Origin of the sequence: Tatumella ptyseos ATCC 33301 (assembly GCF_000735525.1) — a bacterium.
GTDB lineage: Bacteria > Pseudomonadota > Gammaproteobacteria > Enterobacterales > Enterobacteriaceae > Tatumella > Tatumella ptyseos.
The window spans coordinates 22,745-41,035 of the sequence record NZ_JMPR01000004.1; the positions used below are offsets into that span (position 1 = coordinate 22,745).

Consider the following 18,291-nt stretch of genomic DNA (forward strand, 5'->3'; position numbering starts at 1 on the left):
CCGCTTATTTCTTATCTAACCAGGCATCGTAGAACGATGGCCGGCCTACCGCTTCAAAGCTCATCCCTTTCAGCCAGGTGGCACCTGCATACACCTGCGGCTCTTCAAAAATCGGGATCACATAGGCTTTTTCCAGCAGATAGCGTTGCGCATCGCCGGTCAGTTTCAGACGCTGAGCGTTATCCGTTTCTGTCGAAATCCGCTCCAGAAGATCATCCAGCGTATTATCACGGAACGATTTAACCTTATTGCTCTGGCCGCCTTTCTGCAGCAGTGCATCACGGTTTGCGGGGTAGAACATACTCTTCAGCACATCCGGGTCGGCCCGGCCCACTTCGGAAACGGTCAGCGGCGCTTTTAACGGATCGAGATTTTTCAGCAGTGACGATCCGCCATCGGAAGGCCTGACATTCAGCAGCACCCCGATTTTTCGCCACTGGCGGGCCACCAGTTCTAAAACTTCTTTGTTCTGCGGCTGCGGAAGAGATACCAGAACACTCAGGGACAGCGGTACCCCGTGTTTCTGGCGGATCCCCTGAGGGCCAGGTGTCCACCCGGCTTCATCCAGCAGTTTTTCTGCCTGCTGTGGGTCGTACTTCAGTAAGTTCTGTAGCGGAACATATCCGGAGGCCGTCGAGGCCAGCACCGAGGTGGCTGCAGGATAATTTGCTGAGAAGAGAGTTTCGACGATTTGCTGACGGTTGGTCGCCAGTGAGAGCGCCTGACGCACCCGGAGATCGGCCACCAGCGGGTTATCCGGGCGGAAACTCAGACTATCATTCACCCCCCGTGTCGCTTCGGCATAGACAGGCAGATGTTGCGCTTCTACCCGTTTCTCATCATAAGCCTGGATCTGACGAATAAAATCGGCCTGACCTGCCAGTAATGCACCAATGCGTACCCCGTCTTCCGGAGTGACCAGGACTTTAATACCATCCAGCCAGGCCCGTCCCTGATGCGGGTCGCTGGCCGGTCCCCAGTGATAATCTTTCCTGGCGACCAGGTCGACTTCATGACCGAGGGTTTCAGATTTCACCACGAACGGACCGGAGCCTATAATATTCCGGGCGTCGCCCAGCTGATCGAAGTTTTTATTCAGAGTAGATAATGACACCAGGCCGGAACCAATGGTCGAGGTTCCCTGTAAAAAGCCGGGAGACGGTTTTTTAAAATAAAACCGGACCGTCAGCGGGTTAATTACCTCACTGTGATCATAATTATTGACGACTTCAGAGACCGGGAAATGCTTTTCTTTATTTCCCAGCCCGTAGGTATCAAAGTTTTTGGCGACCGCCGCGGCATCCAGAGGTGTGCCATCAGAGAAAGTGACTCCCGGACGCAATTTAAATGTCCATTCGGTTTTTTGCGGATTGCTGCTCCAGCTTTCGGCAATCCAGGGTTCAATCGCCAGGGTTTTCGGGTTTTGCCAGGTCAGTTTATCGGTGATCTGATTCAGTATCCCGCCATTGGGATAGAACCCGCCGGCCGGGGGATACAGGTTAGTGTGTGCTTGCTGCTCAAGATAAATCAGCGTGCCCCCCTGGACAGGCTTATCCGCGGCCCATGCCGCTGATGACGCCAGTACCAGCGATACCAGCAAATGTTTCCTGAAACGACCTGAACTCAACCCTCTCATATGCTGCCTCGTTATTATTTTTTCCTGAAACCGGAAATTCATAATAAGAGTCATCGTTTTCATAGTTGAAATAACAAAAATGGCATAGCTTGTGTGAAAAAGAACTAACCCCGCCGGGACGGCGAATTTTCTGCCGTTCCGGGCCGTATTTCCTGTTATTTCACCGCAGAAGAATTTTTTAAGGTCGTATTTTATGTACATATATCTTTCAGGAATATATGTGAAGTTTTAATTATTTACTCCGCCGGACGATTTTTTTTATTTTAGCCAGGTCACCCCTAAGCATAAAAAGTGAATAACATGAACTTCCAGCAGCTAAGAATTATCAGGGAGGCCTCCCGGTGCCAGTTCAATCTGACCGAAGTGGCCAAAACGTTATACACCTCTCAGTCCGGGATCAGTCGCCATATCCGTGAGCTGGAAGAAGAACTGGGTGTAGAGCTGTTTATTCGCCATGGTAAACGTATGCTCGGCCTGACCGGACCGGGTAAAGAAATGCTGACCATTGCGAAACGCATACTGGATGATGCCGGAAAAGCGAAGCGGTTAGGGGAGCTTTTCACCGGCCAGCAGGACGGGATACTGACGATTGCCACCACCCATACCCAGGCCCGCTATTCTCTGCCGGGTAAGATCAAGCTGTTCCGTGAGTTATATCCGAATATCCGCGTCGTGCTTAATCAGGGCACGCCTGAAGAAATCCGCAGTATGGTCAGTGGCGGTAGCGCAGATTTAGGTATCGCCTCCGAAGCCTTATCACACAGCGAAACATTGCGGGCGTTTCCCTGGTTCAAATGGAACCATAAGGTTTTGATCCCTAAACAACATCCGCTGGCGGATCTGCAGGACATTACTCTGGAGCATCTGGCCGCGTGGCCGTTAATCACCTACCGCAGCGGAATGACCGGACGGTCGGTGATCGACCAGGCCTTTGAGAGTGCCGGTCTGAAAGTCGATATTGTGCTCAGTGCACAGGACTCAGATGTGGTGAAAACTTATGTCAGACTGGGCATGGGGATCGGAATTGTCGCCGAAACAGCGGTCTCCGGGCAGGAAGATGAAGTGATTGCACTGGATGTCCGCCATTTATTCACTGCCAGTACCGTCTGGCTGGCAGTGAAGCGGGGTCAGTTACAACGGGATTATCTGTGGCAATTTATGATGCTATGTAATCCGAACCTGTCCGTCGATGAGCTAAAAGCGAATACACAGGAAGCGGTTTCCGGCCATGAGGTTCCCTATAACTTCGAAATCTGACCCTGCGCGCTTCAGGGCAACACGTCATCGGATGGAAATCGAACCCCGGTCTGCCGGCGAATTTCGGTCAGCAGCCGGGCCGGAGTCTGCGCATGCACGTATCCCTGAACGGACCAATGACGGGCGGACAGTAGCGATGGCTTCCGGAGTCAGGTTCGGCAGTAAACCTCATCCGGCTACAGCTTCGGCTCTTGCGCTGATTAGGCGGAGAGTGTCATTCAAGGCCGTATCGGAGAAAACAGGCATATCGGAACCGACATATTTCCGACTGAAACGACGGTTATTTACAGCTGAACATAAAGGGGTATTATCGGCGATGTAATATACAGGGAGAATAAAAATGGATGCTGCATTACTTGATATGATGCGCTCAGGCAGGAATAAAGACCGGGCAGAGACAATGGTTAACCTTGAGGCCAGAAAGCTGATTAATATAGCGAATACGCTGTCCTCCTTCCATCTTCGGGAGGGCCTGACCCGGATGAAGTTTGTCCGGGAAATAAAATAGGTTGTTGAGCAGCAGTTTGCAGCCGCACGACGCGCAAAGTCTGATGAAGAATGCATGGCCTGCGTAAAAAACCTCAGGGCAGAGACCGAAAATCTTGAAGAGCAGGATCGAATGCTGCGCACGAAAGCGGCGAAACTTTATGCCAAAGTGATATTTGACCTTATCAGCACAGATAATAACTAATTTTTATTTATCCGGCAAAACCGCCAGCATTTAAATGAAATGATTGGCGGCTGAGAAAATCCAATTATCAATACAGCAACAAATAACGATATACCACCACTAAAAACATATCCGATGTCATCAATCTTCGAATAAATAAGAAACCAAAAACACGCAACACAGCAAAAAAAAACCCACAAAAAAATTTTAAACCTTTTGGCTAAATCGCCGATAACTTCCTCAAACGTACCGCCAAAGTTATCGATATTATGTTGAAGTTTCTGTAATTCCTTCACCGTAAAACCCGATGCCATAAGACGATCTTTACTGAAATCCATAGTCATTTCATTAACTTCCTTATCTAATCAACCTGACACTTGTTCTTCAATTTTTGTAGCTCTGAACGGTTTAACCCTGACTTCAATAGTGATGTGATCCAGCATAGCCATTCCCCCCGGCTCTGTCCTGCAGCCACGGCTAAATCTTTACTCTTTACGGGCGGGTTCACAGGAATGTCATCTGCGGTTGCCATGCTGGCTCTGCAGATCCACTATTCAGCAACCATGGAGTTTTCTGATGCCGACAACTTATGCGATGCAAATTGAAGAGATCCTGGCCACCGGTCAGCGTTACCTTTCAGATGATTCACGGGATCCGGGCTGCCCTGCCGCCAGCGGAAATGAGGAATATGACGATCAGGGGGCTTCCCCCGAACTCTGTTTTGATGAGTAACCGCAACTTCCCTGTTCGGTGATCCCGCTCCCCCATCCCCGGCCGGGGCGCGGATCCTCCCCCCGGCTGACACCCGGAAGATCCGACCCGGAGAGTGCGATCCCGGACAGAAGGATCATCCTGATCCCAAACCCGGCGACAGACGAATAATCATCACCGGTTCGCCAGGGGTAAACCCCACCGTTTCAGGGTAACAGCATGACCTGTGGCCGTTGGTGGGGGGTTGCCGTATGGACAATCAGTTCCGCTCCGTACCAGTGCTGTAATGTCTCTGTATTCAGCACCTGTTGTGGTATCCCCTGCGCGACAAGGCTTCCCCGATGCAGCAATATAATGCGGTCTGCCCAGAGCGATGCCTGATTAAGATCATGCAGCACAGTGCAGACCATCAGTTTCCCCTGCCGGGTCAGCCGATGCAGTAACCTCAGAATATGTTGCTGATGGTAGAGATCCAGAGCCGAGGTGGGTTCATCAAGAAACAGAAATCCCTGTGGCTCGCCGTCACGCCAGAGTTGTGCCAGTACACGGGCCAGCTGAACCCGCTGCTGTTCTCCGCCGGATAAGTGCAGATAACTGCGATCCAGTAAGCCGCCGCAACCGGTCAGTCCGGCCACCTCTGCCACGATGTCATCCTGCTGATAGCGGGGCCAGGCAGCCCTGCCCAGACAAATGACCTGCCTTGCGGACAGTGAAAAAGTCAGGTCGCTTTGCTGGCGCATGACCGCACGTTGCTGTGCCAGCAAGCGCCCTTCCCATGCGGTCAACGCTTTTCCCTGTAACCGGCACTCGCCACTGTCCGGAGAGAGATAACCACTCAGCACCCGCAGTAATGTGGATTTTCCGGCACCGTTCGGGCCTATCAGTGCGACCATTTCTCCCGGCGATAACTGCAACGATACCCCTGACAACAACGTCTTTGGCCCGCGTTTCAGAATGAGGTTATCCGCCTCAAGGTTAAGAACCATCACTCCCCCGTTGACGACGAATAATCAGCCAGAAAAACCACGGTGCGCCAATCAGGCTGGTGAGCAATCCGACCGGCATTTCGGCCGGGGCCACTATCGTACGGGCCAGCGTGTCGGCCAGCAGCAGTAAAATAGCGCCACATAGCGCCGATGCCGGCAGGACAGTGCGGTGATCACTGCCGAAACACATTCGCATCACATGGGGGATCACCAGCCCGATAAAGCCAATGACCCCGCTGACAGACACGGCAGTCCCCACCAGTAAGGCATTCAGCACCAGTAACTGTCGCTGCGTACGGCGGACATTGACCCCCATATAATGGGCATCTTCCTCACCCAGTTGCAGTAAGTTGAGTCGCTGTGAAAAGAATACTGTCCCGAAGGTGGCGGGCAGAATGAGTAAACCACACACGAGGATCACCGGCCACTGTGCCTGAGAAAGTGTCCCCATGCCCCATAACGATAGCTGACGTAACTGCTGATCATTACTTACCCATGACAGTACACCGACGATTGCCCCGCACACTGCATTGATGGCCACACCAAACAATAATAAACGGGACAGATGTCCGCCGGTAAACCGGCTAAGCTGAAAGATCAGCACGGTGACCAGCAGGCTGCCGATAAACGCCGCCATCATCGGTAACCACAGGGCCAGGGCCGAAGGCAGGGAAAACGGAATAATCAGGGCGATAGCCACGGCAAGGCCCGCCCCGCTGCTGATCCCCAGTAATCCCGGGTCGGCCAGCGGGTTACGAAATAATCCCTGCATCACGGTACCGGAGACGGCCAGAGCCAGCCCGACCAGCGCCGCCAGCAACACCCGGGGCAAGCGGATATTCAGCCATATCTTCCGGGTCAGGCTATCAGGATCCGCATGCCAGACGGTGGACAGAGAAAGAGGTAAAGCCCCGGACAGGCTGGAAATCAGTAAGGCTGCCAGCAGGATCCCCCCCATTACCGGCAGCCAGACGAAAGTACGACGGTTACTCCGCATGGATCTTTTCTGCCGCCTGACGCAGCTGCAGGATAGCTCCCGGCGTCTCCGGACCAAAGCCCAGCAGCGCCACCTGGTCAATAATGATCACCCGGTGATCCCGGCCGGCCGGGGTCATAGACAGTCCAGGTAACTGCCACAATTTGTCTGTTCCCCCCAGGGCAGCCACACCGCGACGGTCGATGAGAATGACCTGCGGAGCCGCGGCAATAACGCCCTCCGCCGACAGGCTCTGGTAGTGAGGGACATTCCCCATCACGTTACTCAGCCCGGCGCTGCGCATCGCCACATCTGCCGCCGTCTCTTTACCCGCCACCAGGGTGGTCATACCGCTGTTGGCCATAATATACAACGCTTTGATCGACAAAGGCCGGGTCGGCAATGCCTGTATCTGTTCACGGACCTGACGTAACAGAGGTTTTGCGGCCTCTTCTTTATGCAGGGCGTTGGCAACCGTCGTAATTTTTTGCAGAATGGCCGGCAGGCTGTTCTCGCCGGTAACATGCACCACGTTCACCCCGACCTGCGATAGCTGTTCCAGAACCTGTGAGGGTTTCGCCTGGTTATTGGCAAGTACCACCGCCGGTTTCAACGCCAGAATACCTTCGGTATTCAGCTGGCGCATATAGCCGACATCGGGAAGTTTTTCGGCCTGTGCCGGATGGATACTGGTACTGTCACGGCCCACCAGCTGGTCACCGGCGCCCAGTGCATAGACGATTTCGGTGACATCTCCGCCAATGGAAACCACCCGCGGGCTGGCAAAAACAGGTAATGCCAGCAAACAAAGCATCAGGCCAAAAAATCTCATGCCATTATACCCCTGTGAGTGATTCGATTTGCTGACGCCAGAGATCCTGCTCCGGCTGCCCTTCACTGCGCTGTCCGTAGAGCTGCGCGATTTGCGTGCCATCCGCGGCAAATAACTCCAGGCTGGTGACGTGTCCGTCCACCGTGGGTTTACGGGTGATCCAGCTTTCAGCTATCTGCTTATCCTGTAAATGCAGGGTAAAGCGGGGATTAAAGATATTCAGCCAGCCCTTCATCGGTTCAAGTTTTTCCACCTGACCGGTAAAAATCTGTGTGCAGCCCCGGTTACCGACAAAGATCATAATCTCATTACCTGCCTCCTTCGAAAGCGTCAGGATCTGTGCCAGTGCCCCGGAATTTACCCGCCAGGCCAGATCATCACTGACCGCCGCAAAGGCCTGTTGCCGGCTGATATTATGACGGCTGAGCAGACGGAAAAACTGATGTACATCGGTCATTTCCCGCCATTCCTGCTCTATCAGTGACGCATCAATCTGTTCTGCATACGCAGGGGCAGGTGCCTGGTTCAGAGAGATCACCGCAGGTTCAGGCTGACGGAAATCAGTGATCAGTTGCTGCCAGGCCGCCTGATCGGTATTCCCGGTGGCATAGATTTTGATCACGGCATCGCCCTGACTATCAAAGATCTGAATACTGTGGCGTTCGCCGCGGGTGCTCTGCTCCTGCAGGCTGAAAACACTGTGCCATTTTGCCAGGAAAAAACGCAGGTCCAGGTGCCGCGGGTTTAATACCAGCCCGGCATGCGGACCAAGATGCAGGTTATCAAAGGTGCCAATCTGTTCGTGTACTGCATATTCGTTGCGGGTAATACTTTTAATTTCACCCACACTTTTCAGCGCATTCAGTAACGCCGGGAAGTCTGCCCGCAGAGGTTGCGCTTCGTCTGCCCTTGCCTGCGTCAGCTCAGCTTCACTGATCCCCATCATTTTCGCCAGATCCCGGGCATAACATCCCGGATGTTCGGTTTTTAACTGCAGATAATGCTGATAAAGGGTTGTCATAACTTCTCCTGCTCTCTGTTCCCTGAGTGCCCTGCCGCCATGGCAGGGCGGATAATGGATCATCAGAAATCAACGTTCAGACCTAACTGATACGTCCGGCCCGGCATCACGGCTAATGCAATATCATTGTTGTTCTGCGCGGTCGATGTTTTCAGATCACGACTGCTGAGGTAATCGATATATTTACGATTAGTAATGTTATAGATCCCGCCGCTCAGTTTGACATTTTTTGTGATACGCCAGTAAGCGGTCGCATCCATCAGGCCATAACCCGGAATACGCAAATACGGGCTTTCTGTACTGGTCACCGGACCGGTCGTGACGGTATTACGCGTGGTCTCGCTGGCTTGTTTCCCTTTCACAAACGTCGCCGTTACTGCACTGCCCCAGACGCCTGACGGTGCATCCCATGCCACACCGACCACTGCCTTCATTGGCGCTACGCTATCCAGATCGGTGTAGCTATCACCGCTGAGTGAAGACTTAGACTCACCTTTGGTATAACCCAGCGCCAGGGTTGTGCTCAGGCCTTCAGCAGACTCCAGCCAATGACCGATATGGAATTTCGCACTGATATCTCCGCCATAGATAAAGGCTTTATCGCGGTTTTCAGCCTGATAAATCGTATAAATATTCGATGGTACCTGGGTAAACGCCTCCGGGGATCCGCTGCGGGTATAACGTGTGTACGCAATGAAGTTATCGTACTGGTTGTAGAAGACCGAGCCGCTCAGGGTAACCCCCGGGTTCAGTTGCCCGGTCAGGCCCCACTCAAAGTTATTACTGGTTTCTGTTTTCAGTGACGGGTTACCGATCAGTGCATATTGCTGGGTTCCTGCATAGCTTGACCCCAGGTTCCATGAACCGTACAACTGGCTGGCATCCGGGAATTCGGCCCCGCGTTTATACTGAACATAAGTCAGCAGCGTCGGAGTTAACGAATATTGCAGCGTCAGGGACGGTAAGACCTCGGTATCGCTGGTGCCTGAACCGTATAAGGTCTCCAGATCCTCAGTGGTCAGCACTGAACTCCCCGCGGCGAGAGAAGAGAGATTCTGTGGTTTGGTTTTCTGATAGGCGACACGAACACCCGGTGTGATCGCGAAATTATGGCCCTGCAGATCAAAGTTAATTTTATCCTGCAGGAAAGCACCGAGGGTCGTGCTCCGGCTGTCAGCCTGCGGCTGCATGACTGAGAAGTACACCAGCGGAGCCGGTGACTGAGCGAACGGACGCGCCGTATTTTCCAGACCGGCGTTCACTCCCCCGCTCAGCTCATGGCGACCCAGGGTTTTACGCAGTTCGCTGGAGAACCCCAGAGAGTTCGTATTGTAGTCCGAGTAGGTACGGCCTATCACCCCGGTATCATAAGGTGCCAGCGTATTGTCATGCGCCTGGGTTTTTTGCCAGTTAACCCGGGTGGTCAGGGAATCTATCCAGTCATTATACGGGGTATATTCATCCTGCAGATTGACACCTAACCGACGGGTTTCCCCGGACTGATGACTGGTACCGATCACTTCCGCGCCGGAGGAATCCCAGGTGTCATAATGCGTATGGGTGGTTTTATCATAGTAACTGAACGTTCCGGTCAGCTTATGCTGATCATTCGGTTGCCAGATGCCGGTGGTCAGGAAGGCGTCGGAATGCCAGTTCTCCGGATACGCGGAAACGGTACCGCTGTTATTACGGGTTTGCTGGCCGTCACGACGACTATAGACAAAAATCCCGCGCAGTTCTTCATCACCGGCTGCCGCAGTGATCCCGTTGTGCCAGCCCCGATCGGAAGAATCGTAATCTGACTGGTAACCGAAATAGGCCGGCTTTTCCGGGTTCAGATAATCGTCCGGGGATTTAGTCCGGAAGGAAACCATGCCGCCGATAGAGGTATTCGGCTGTGATACCGCTGTCGCTCCTGCATCAATATTCATTACACCAAACAGGTACGGGTCAATATAATCGCGACCGATACCGAAAGTATTCACGCCGGTACGTCCGACATAGCCACGCCCGGTAGCCGACGGGAGTTCCACCCCATCCACATCAATGCCGACACGGTTACTTTCCAGACCGCGGATGTTGTAGCCGGTGTAGCCGCCACGGTCAAAACCACTTTTTCCGTTACCGGAGCCGCCACTGGCTCCGGTAGCACTGACCAGCGTCTGATAGCGCATCAGCGTACCAAAGTCCGTTGCTCCCTGCTTTTGCATCTGATCAGCCGTTATCGTTTTCTGATTATCGGCACGCAACGGCAACGGGGTGGCCGTGACGGTCAGTTGCTGTTCAGAACTCCCGGCCTCGCCGGCAGTATTCGCTGTGGTTGCGGCAAAAGTACAGGCCGAATGAACGGACAGTGCCACCGCGGTGAATTTGAACAATGCGGGTTTCAATTTACCCTGAGTCAGAAATTTATACATAATTATCAGTATCCAGACACGCCAAAAATGTCGTTTGCCGGCAAGTGAATGCAAACGAATGACTTTCCTCTCAATGGAATAAACTGTGCAAATATCAGCCACTTATTCTTGGATGAGAATCTACATCAATATGATAATAATTATCAACTGCATTTACACTTTTTAAACACTAAGTCTGTCAGGAAAGAGTAAAGATGCCGGATGCTGCTGCGGGACAGTACGGGAGAGAGTGTTATGGATCGTGCGGGAGATAGTTCAATGAACAGTGCGGAGGATAGGTGAAACCTTCAGGGGTCAGCGTCGGACAGGAAACGGTGCACCCTAAGGGTTTGTATGCGATCTTCACCGCATAAAGCCGGTCGTCTGAATAACGAAGAACCGGAACCGGGGTGCTCTGTAAAAAACAGGATGAACCGTCAGGCTCCGGGCCTGCCGGACCATCAACAAAACAAAATAATAACGAGTAATTTACATTATTACAGGGAGAGGGTTAAACCGCGGTATATTTTGCATACGCGGTTTAACCCTACAGAAAACAATATTGATCAATTATTGATAAGCTTCCGCGAATATGCCGTCGGAAAATATTTTCCATACGACATCTCTGATTATTATCAGCGCTTACAATATTGATGGAAAGTTCAGTGGAAAAATCGTTATTAAGACTATTCCTATAATGCAGCCATTATTCGTTGTTCCTGATCCGCCATCGGAGCACATATAATTTTCTCCAGACTCTCTATCGTTTTAAAGGTGCATGAGCAGGTAATATCCTGACATTGATAGTATGCTTCCTTGGTCGTATCACTTAAGTAACGGCTTGTACGTGTGTGAGCCGGCTTGTTACAGATCGGGCAACGCATCATAAGTACCACCTATTTTTACTGAATAATTTTAAAACATGTAGAGGTATAAATGATCAATCACTACATTAATGGCTGATAATAGATTAAAGATTCTATCTGCTTTTTATCTGGCTGTAGATACTTATTTATATACCCGGCCAGCGCCATCATTCTCTGGTCTGTCACTCACTACACAACAACACAGCCCTTTTTTTAATTATGTCTGTTGTGTGGTGCATTACAAAATTAAATCTGTTTTAATTATTTTCGGGTGCATGATTTTATTAAACCTCATTCAATTACGGAGGTTTAATATGAAAAATTTAATAGATAAAGTGAAAACTACTGCATGGAGCCGTGCTGACGCCCTTAAAGTTCGTTCTGATGATCCCACCACCACACAGCCGTTGGTCGGTATTGATTTTCCGGTCATGAGCGATGAAGTATTTATCTGGGACACCATGCCGCTGAAAAAATATGACGGTAATATCGTTTCCGTGAATGGCTGGTCTGTCATTTTTACGCTGACGGCAGAACGCCAGCCTGAGGTCTATACCGATGCCGATGGCAACTACGATATCGACAGTGACTGGGTCAATCGCCACAGCCGCGCACGCATTTGCTTCTGGTATTCCAAAGACAGCAAAAACTGGATTTACGGTGGCCGTGTCATGCCGGACGGCGTTTCACCGACCACCCGGGAATGGGCCGGTACACCTGTCCTGCTCAACGAGCAGGGTGACATTGAACTCTATTATACCTGTGTCACCCCCGGCGCGACGATTGTTAAAGTTAAGGGTGAGATCGCTGCCGATGGCAACGGAGTAACGCTTTCCGGCTTCAGAGAGGTGATTGAACTCTTTTCTGCCGATGGTTTTATTTATCAGACAGAAGAGCAAAATGAATACTGGGGCTTTCGCGACCCGAGCCCGTTTATCGACCCTAAAGATGGCAATCTTTATATGGTCTTCGAAGGGAATGTGGCCGGCGACCGCGGGACCCACGTCATCACCAGCGAAGATATGGGTGAGGTGCCTCCGGGGTATGAGAATGTCGGCGGAGCCCGTTATCAGACCGGCTGTATCGGCTTTGCGGTAGCGAAAGATGCCGAAGGGAACGACTGGCAGTTACTGCCACCATTAATCACTGCCGTCGGCGTCAATGACCAGACCGAACGTCCTCACTTTGTCTTCAAAGACGGTAAGTATTACCTGTTTACTATCAGCCATAAGTTTACCTATGGCGACGGAGTCACGGGTCCTGACGGGGTTTATGGTTTTGTCAGTGATTCATTATTTGGCCCTTATGAACCCTTAAATGGTTCCGGCTTAGTTCTGGGGAATCCATCGTCACAGCCTTATCAGACTTATTCACACTGCGTGATGCCAAATGGCCTGGTGACCTCTTTTATCGATACTATTCCGCAATCGAACGGAGATTATAACGGTAGCTATCGTGTGGGAGGGACGGAAGCCCCTACCGTACAAATTAAAATAAAAGGGAACCAGACATTTATGGTTAAAGAATTTGACTACGGTTATATTCCTCCTATGGAAAATGTCATCGTCAAATAATATTCATTACGGCGCGACCGATGTCGCGCCTTTATCAGGAAAAATAAAATGGATATTAACAGCATTATTAATACCGCTAAGGGGGCCGTACGAGGAGATTCTGTTTTCTTTGGCGTTTTCATCTCCTTCTTTATGGCTATCCTGCGAATGATATATTCCGGCCGGGGGATTATTGAAACATTACTTGAAGGAGGGATTTGTGGCTGCCTGACATTTGTTTCCGTATCATTAATGAATTATTTTGGTGTATCCAGTCAGTTAACCGTTTCTGTGGGCGGATTTATCGGATTTATGGGCGTAAAAAAAATCAGCTTCTGGATAAACCGGATTATCATGAAGAAATTAAATTAATCCGCAAAATTGACACCCCTGGAAAAATGAATATCAGGGCAGTGAATAACAGGATGAACGCCGGATAAAATTATTGTCCGATAATTCATCCCCCCACACCATAACCTTATATAGCGTGTGGGGTTTTCATTTATTTAACATTATTCCCACATCCAACGTCAGATAAAGGATATTCCCCTGATTATCGCAGGGGAATATTTATCGCGGTTATGCACGATAAGTTAAGCGCCCGACATGAATAACTTTCTGAGCGGATTTATGCCTTCCTGAAACCGGATTAACCCGTGGCCCGGTGATGCTCGTTTATATTTCCCGGCCCAATGACCGTAACATGACAGCCCTGATCACTTATCTGACTGTCGCCGTCATAAAGCTCAGGTTTCGATATTTCCCCCACCATTCACCGGAAAACTCAGGGGTGACGTATTCAGTAATCGCAGTCCCTCCTCCCGGGCGATCCGCAGCCGAAGACACACCGTTCTGTGCTTATTTCCCCCGATTAGCGGCTCTTTCCCCGCCGTGGCCGGCAGGCAGGCAAGGCGGCCGGGCCGGAGGATATTTCTCTGCAACCAACTTTGCGGCGGGCATACCGTCTGACAGAGTCTCTCACCCCCTGTCAGACCGGCGGTATAAACATGGGATCACAGGGGATGAGTACAGCAGTGCCCCCTGTTCCGCGTAATGAAAAACATCATATCAGCACGTCTGAAAAACAGAACAGAAAACAGTAACGGGTTCAGAAGTTACATCATCGTTACCGGAAAGGTATATCTGATATACAACCGGAGAAATATCAAAGAATAAAGATCAGACATCGGCAATTAAGTACACAGATACCGGACAACGTCCGGACGAAAATATGAATCATCCGGAAAATCTCAGAAACAGGATCTGTCATAATCCTGACAATTTCTTATCTTTCACCGCTATTTATTTCATAGTAATGGTTGAACGCTTTTCCGGTTAGTGGATCACATTGACTGTTCAGGGAGGTGGTTCCCGGATATCTCAACCTCACCCTCCTGTTATTTTAAACACCCATGAAACACAGCACTTTTTTACCGGGATATTCCCTTAAAAACCGATCACCCCCACATTTTAAGAAAAAGTCGCAGGGATATCGCCCCATGTTTTTCTTGTCATCTTATCAATAAAATGATTCCGGTGATATCTACCCCGAAGGAAACCGGTTAGCTTTTAATAAAAAAATTAATATTGATATATTTCCCCGTCGTGTCCTCCACCACACAACAAAAAATAAGTTTATTTTCTGAATCTGTTGTGTGGTAAATGACAAATCCGGGATACGTTTAATTAAATAACACGCCATGTTTTTATAAAGCCTCACTTAACTACGGAGGTTTTAAAAATGAAAAATACTGAAATTAAAAATTTGCAAGATAAAGTAAAAACAACAGCATGGAGCCGTGCCGATGCACTGAAAGTCCGGGCCGATGATCCCACTACCACTCAACCTGTGGTCTCTATCGATTTTCCGGTAATGAGTGATGAAGTCTTTATCTGGGATACTCTGCCACTGCGTAAATATGACGGTAATATTGTTTCCGTCAATGGCTGGTCCGTTATCTTCACGCTGACAGCTGATCGTCTTCCGGAAGAATATATCGCAGAAGATGGGACTTACGACATCTACACCGACTGGAATGCGCGTCACGGCCGTGCCCGAATCTGCTTCTGGTACTCAAAAGACAGCAAGAACTGGACATTCGGCGGCCGTGTGATGGCAGAAGGTGTGTCACCCACCACCCGTGAATGGGCAGGTACCCCGATTCTGCTGAATGAACAGGGTGATGTGGAACTGTACTACACCTGCGTGACACCGGGAGCGACCATCGTGAAGGTGAAAGGTAAAATTGCTGCCGATGGTAACGGTGTAACGATGTCCGGCTTTAATGAAGTGATTGAGCTGTTCTCCGCTGACGGTTTCTACTACCAGACAGAAGAGCAAAACCCGTACTGGGGCTTCCGTGACCCTAGCCCGTTCATCGACCCGAATGATGGCAACCTCTATATGGTCTTTGAAGGTAATGTGGCCGGGGAACGTGGCAGCCATGAAATCACCACTGAAGATATGGGTGATATTCCTCCGGGCTATGACGATGTCGGTGGCGCACGTTATCAGACAGGTTGTATCGGTCTGGCGGCGGCGAAAGATGCGGAAGGTAATGACTGGCAACTGCTGCCACCACTGATCACGGCGGTAGGCGTCAACGACCAGACTGAACGTCCTCACTTTGTCTTTAAGGACGGGAAGTACTACCTGTTTACTATCAGCCATAAATCGACCTATGCCGATAACCTGACCGGCCCGGACGGCGTTTACGGTTTTGTCAGTGATTCACTGTTTGGCCCTTACGAGCCTCTGAATGGTTCCGGCCTGGTACTGGGTAACCCATCGTCTCAGCCGTTGCAGACCTATTCACACTGTGTGATGCCAAACGGGCTGGTCACGTCATTTATCGATACCGTGCCGGCATCTGACGGTGACTACGATGGCGAATACCGTATCGGTGGTACCGAAGCCCCCACCGTACAGATTAAGATCGAAGGTAAACGGACCTTTATGGTCAAAGAATTCGACTACGGTTACATCCCGCCAATGGAGAACGTCATCATCCGTTAATACTGCTACCGGCACAGTGAGGACTGTGCCGGTCTTTATCGGTGATAACTGCAGCATGGCTTCCGTTCGTTCCGGGCAGACGTTATGTTGCACTTTTCTGATGCCCTTCACCTTTATGATTGTAAACACTTACTATCATTAACCGCATTGAAATAATCATAGTTCTCAGCAGCCGGATTTATTCTTATACATTACCTGCGTTAATCCACACCTTTCGATGATGCGTTACCGGATCAACGGTTGATGAACTCTGTTTATCCTTTTATTCTGCTCATCCTTTTCGGTAACAATAAGCCTCTGCCACCTTTCAGCAATACATCGGCGCATCCTGCCGTTACCCTTCCCGGGCAGATATTATCCGCTAAAATGTTAGTGTGTACCCACACCTTACTCATACCTTGCAATTACTGAATAATTCCGGATCTGCCAGCCCTCTTTCACCGGTAAATCTTACCCCGGAACCCGAAAATACCTCCTGTTTTTCTGTAAACCACGGGGGAGAGATAGCGCTATCGTGGTAAGCGACCCTTCACTTAAGCGATCTCTCACCGGAGTCACTCAACGTCACCGGAGTTTCTGTCACCCGCCGGGTTCACAGTCATCGCTCCAGCGAACTGCAGACTCTGAGTCTTTTACGAAGCACTCGCCACCTCAATGTAAGTAATTACTCACAACCTTTCTGTGGCCCGTAAATACTCATGAATACCGGACGTATATAACACCGCGGAACAGGCAACAGATCAGACAGGACTTATCAGAAGGTTTGCGGGTATTCACCGGAGGCCACCGCTCTTTAAGCCGATACCGTTAAGGTTAAGACATAACTGATGCAGGCGGTTCGCATAACGCGTTATACCCGAGAGGGGTGATAAAATCAGAACCGTCAAAGGGGGGATTACAGCGGTCTTATCAGACCGGTACCGCCTGAGCGATACCGGGACTGTAAAGGACAGGATCAGGTATAAAGAGAGGCTTCACCCATCGGGCGGGTTTTAAAGCGGCGATGTACCCACATATATTGCTCAGGTGCACGCATAATTTCCCGCTCAATGATCTGGTTCATATAAGCCGCCGCGTTCCATTCCGTGGTCGGGAAATCCTCTAAAGGTGCCTCTATATGTAACTGGTAACCTCTGCCGTCTTTTTTTCGGACGAGCGTAATGGTTAACAGCGAAGCATGCGACAGACGGGAAAGCACATAGGTTCCGTTGGTTGTCGCCACATCTTTTACCCCGAAGAACGGCACAAAGGAGCTGCCTTTCATTCCGTAATCCTGATCCGGCGCGAACCATACTGCTTCACCCTGTTTCAGCTGACCGACCATGCCACGCAGATCACGGCGGTCAATCATCGCTTTATTCGAGCGTAAGCGCCCGCGGGTTTGCAGCCATTCCATCAACGGATTATTGTGCGGACGGTAGGTCGCCATCATTGGCTGACAAAGCCCCATGACTCTGCCGCCCAGTTCAAGGGACATAAAATGAACCCCGACACACATCACACCGCGTTTGCCGGACTGTGCCTTCTTCAGGTTTTCCAGCCCTTCAACATCAAACCATTTACGGATACGTCTGTCGGACCAGAACCAGGCCATGCCGGTTTCCAGAAATCCCAGTCCCAGGGATTCGAAATTTTGTTGTAACAACGCTTCCTGTTCCTGAGGACACATATCAGGAAAACAGAGACGGATGTTTTGGCGGGCGATAGATTTACGTCGTTTCAGGAACGGCTGCGACCAGGTGCCGAGACGTTTCCCCAGAGCAAGAAGCAGCGGATAAGGGAGCTTAACCACACACCACAAAACACTGATCCCAAGCCACAGGGTGAAATACTTAGGATTCAGGAAGCTTAATTTGAACCCATTACTTTTTTTCATGCTTGCATCACCAATTTATTAGTCGACATTATTTTATGTCTCATCACTAAGACAAACTGGCGAGTCAATGATTCAGGGACCAAAATGTAACAAATTGCGTCTGTCTTTTTTTCGCCATAAGGAGATGGTACGAACTCCTGAATGATTATGATATAGGAAATATGAGTGCTTGCGCACAATTATTCATTTCCTGACAAAAACAGGCGAGATCATTCCCGGAAGCTGCTTCCGGGCCACTGACAAAATTCCTTAAAAACCGGTGAGGCCCCCCTCTTCCGGCCGTATTTCTCCCGTTTATCCCCCTGTTTTTTCTGCCTCCCCGCAGCTCATAATCATAACTGATATATTCTGTATCAGCGTGATGAGAACTCTGCTCAATAATGACACACTCACAGAGATTTTCCATAAAAAAAACTCATCATAAACGGCGATGAAAAACGTAAAAAGTAACGTGTTTTCATCATGTAAGATAACTTATACCCGTTAGTTGAAGCC

The 18,291-nt window shown here is 50.3% G+C and carries 14 protein-coding genes and 1 pseudogene; 6 read left to right on the forward strand and 9 right to left on the reverse strand.

What is annotated here, in order from left to right:
• Window positions 1–4: 4 nt before the first annotated feature.
• On the reverse strand, window positions 5–1,636 hold the full coding sequence (locus GTPT_RS00255; protein WP_029990637.1) for a TIGR04028 family ABC transporter substrate-binding protein: 1,632 nt from the start codon (window positions 1,634–1,636) through the stop codon (window positions 5–7).
• A gap of 300 nt (window positions 1,637–1,936) precedes the next feature.
• On the opposite strand from GTPT_RS00255, the gene cbl reads away from it, so the two are divergent.
• Together cbl and GTPT_RS00270 are read left to right on the forward strand one after the other, a co-directional pair.
• Window positions 1,937–2,893 (forward strand): HTH-type transcriptional regulator Cbl, encoded by a 957-nt coding sequence (cbl, locus tag GTPT_RS00260; RefSeq protein ID WP_029990638.1) that lies wholly within the window; start codon window positions 1,937–1,939, stop codon window positions 2,891–2,893.
• 340 nt (window positions 2,894–3,233) lie between these two features.
• Window positions 3,234–3,557, forward strand: a pseudogene (locus tag GTPT_RS00270) (DUF4225 domain-containing protein); the annotation flags it as partial.
• A gap of 23 nt (window positions 3,558–3,580) precedes the next feature.
• Here GTPT_RS00270 and GTPT_RS00275 read toward each other — a convergent pair.
• Window positions 3,581–3,907 (reverse strand): hypothetical protein, encoded by a 327-nt coding sequence (locus GTPT_RS00275; RefSeq protein ID WP_051170799.1) that lies wholly within the window; start codon window positions 3,905–3,907, stop codon window positions 3,581–3,583.
• Window positions 3,908–4,139: 232 nt separating this feature from the next.
• On the opposite strand from GTPT_RS00275, the gene GTPT_RS17370 reads away from it, so the two are divergent.
• Complete coding sequence (locus tag GTPT_RS17370) at window positions 4,140–4,295, forward strand: hypothetical protein (protein WP_156022693.1); 156 nt, start codon at window positions 4,140–4,142, stop codon at window positions 4,293–4,295.
• 185 nt (window positions 4,296–4,480) lie between these two features.
• Here GTPT_RS17370 and GTPT_RS00280 read toward each other — a convergent pair whose 3' ends face one another.
• The 6 genes from GTPT_RS00280 to GTPT_RS16835 all read right to left on the reverse strand — a co-directional run bounded on the left by GTPT_RS00280 (window position 4,481) and on the right by GTPT_RS16835 (window position 11,372).
• Window positions 4,481–5,260: a heme ABC transporter ATP-binding protein gene (locus GTPT_RS00280; RefSeq protein WP_025903989.1), complete on the reverse strand. Its 780-nt coding sequence runs from the start codon at window positions 5,258–5,260 to the stop codon at window positions 4,481–4,483.
• On the reverse strand, window positions 5,250–6,257 hold the full coding sequence (locus tag GTPT_RS00285; RefSeq protein ID WP_025903988.1) for a FecCD family ABC transporter permease: 1,008 nt from the start codon (window positions 6,255–6,257) through the stop codon (window positions 5,250–5,252). Before GTPT_RS00285 ends, GTPT_RS00280 begins: the two co-directional genes overlap by 11 nt.
• On the reverse strand, window positions 6,247–7,068 hold the full coding sequence (locus GTPT_RS00290) for a heme/hemin ABC transporter substrate-binding protein (RefSeq protein WP_025903987.1): 822 nt from the start codon (window positions 7,066–7,068) through the stop codon (window positions 6,247–6,249). Before GTPT_RS00290 ends, GTPT_RS00285 begins: the two co-directional genes overlap by 11 nt.
• Before the next feature lie 4 nt (window positions 7,069–7,072).
• Window positions 7,073–8,089 (reverse strand): hemin-degrading factor, encoded by a 1,017-nt coding sequence (locus GTPT_RS00295; RefSeq protein ID WP_029990643.1) that lies wholly within the window; start codon window positions 8,087–8,089, stop codon window positions 7,073–7,075.
• Window positions 8,090–8,151: 62 nt separating this feature from the next.
• On the reverse strand, window positions 8,152–10,506 hold the full coding sequence (locus GTPT_RS00300) for a TonB-dependent receptor domain-containing protein (RefSeq protein WP_038010665.1): 2,355 nt from the start codon (window positions 10,504–10,506) through the stop codon (window positions 8,152–8,154).
• Window positions 10,507–11,177: 671 nt separating this feature from the next.
• Window positions 11,178–11,372: an ogr/Delta-like zinc finger family protein gene (locus GTPT_RS16835; protein ID WP_071780122.1), complete on the reverse strand. Its 195-nt coding sequence runs from the start codon at window positions 11,370–11,372 to the stop codon at window positions 11,178–11,180.
• Window positions 11,373–11,665: 293 nt separating this feature from the next.
• On the opposite strand from GTPT_RS16835, the gene GTPT_RS00310 reads away from it, so the two are divergent.
• From GTPT_RS00310 to GTPT_RS00320, 3 genes are all read left to right on the forward strand, one after another.
• Window positions 11,666–12,925, forward strand: coding sequence for a glycoside hydrolase family 68 protein (locus GTPT_RS00310; protein WP_029990647.1), 1,260 nt, complete (start codon window positions 11,666–11,668; stop codon window positions 12,923–12,925).
• A gap of 48 nt (window positions 12,926–12,973) precedes the next feature.
• On the forward strand, window positions 12,974–13,276 hold the full coding sequence (locus GTPT_RS00315; protein WP_029990648.1) for a phage holin, lambda family: 303 nt from the start codon (window positions 12,974–12,976) through the stop codon (window positions 13,274–13,276).
• 1,369 nt (window positions 13,277–14,645) lie between these two features.
• A complete protein-coding gene (locus GTPT_RS00320) occupies window positions 14,646–15,920 on the forward strand; it encodes a glycoside hydrolase family 68 protein (RefSeq protein ID WP_025903981.1) in 1,275 nt (424 codons plus the stop codon).
• A gap of 955 nt (window positions 15,921–16,875) precedes the next feature.
• On the opposite strand, the gene lpxP is transcribed toward GTPT_RS00320, so the two are convergent.
• Window positions 16,876–17,796, reverse strand: a complete 921-nt coding sequence (lpxP, locus tag GTPT_RS00325; RefSeq protein WP_025903980.1) for a kdo(2)-lipid IV(A) palmitoleoyltransferase — start codon at window positions 17,794–17,796, stop codon at window positions 16,876–16,878.
• Window positions 17,797–18,291: the final 495 nt, after the last annotated feature.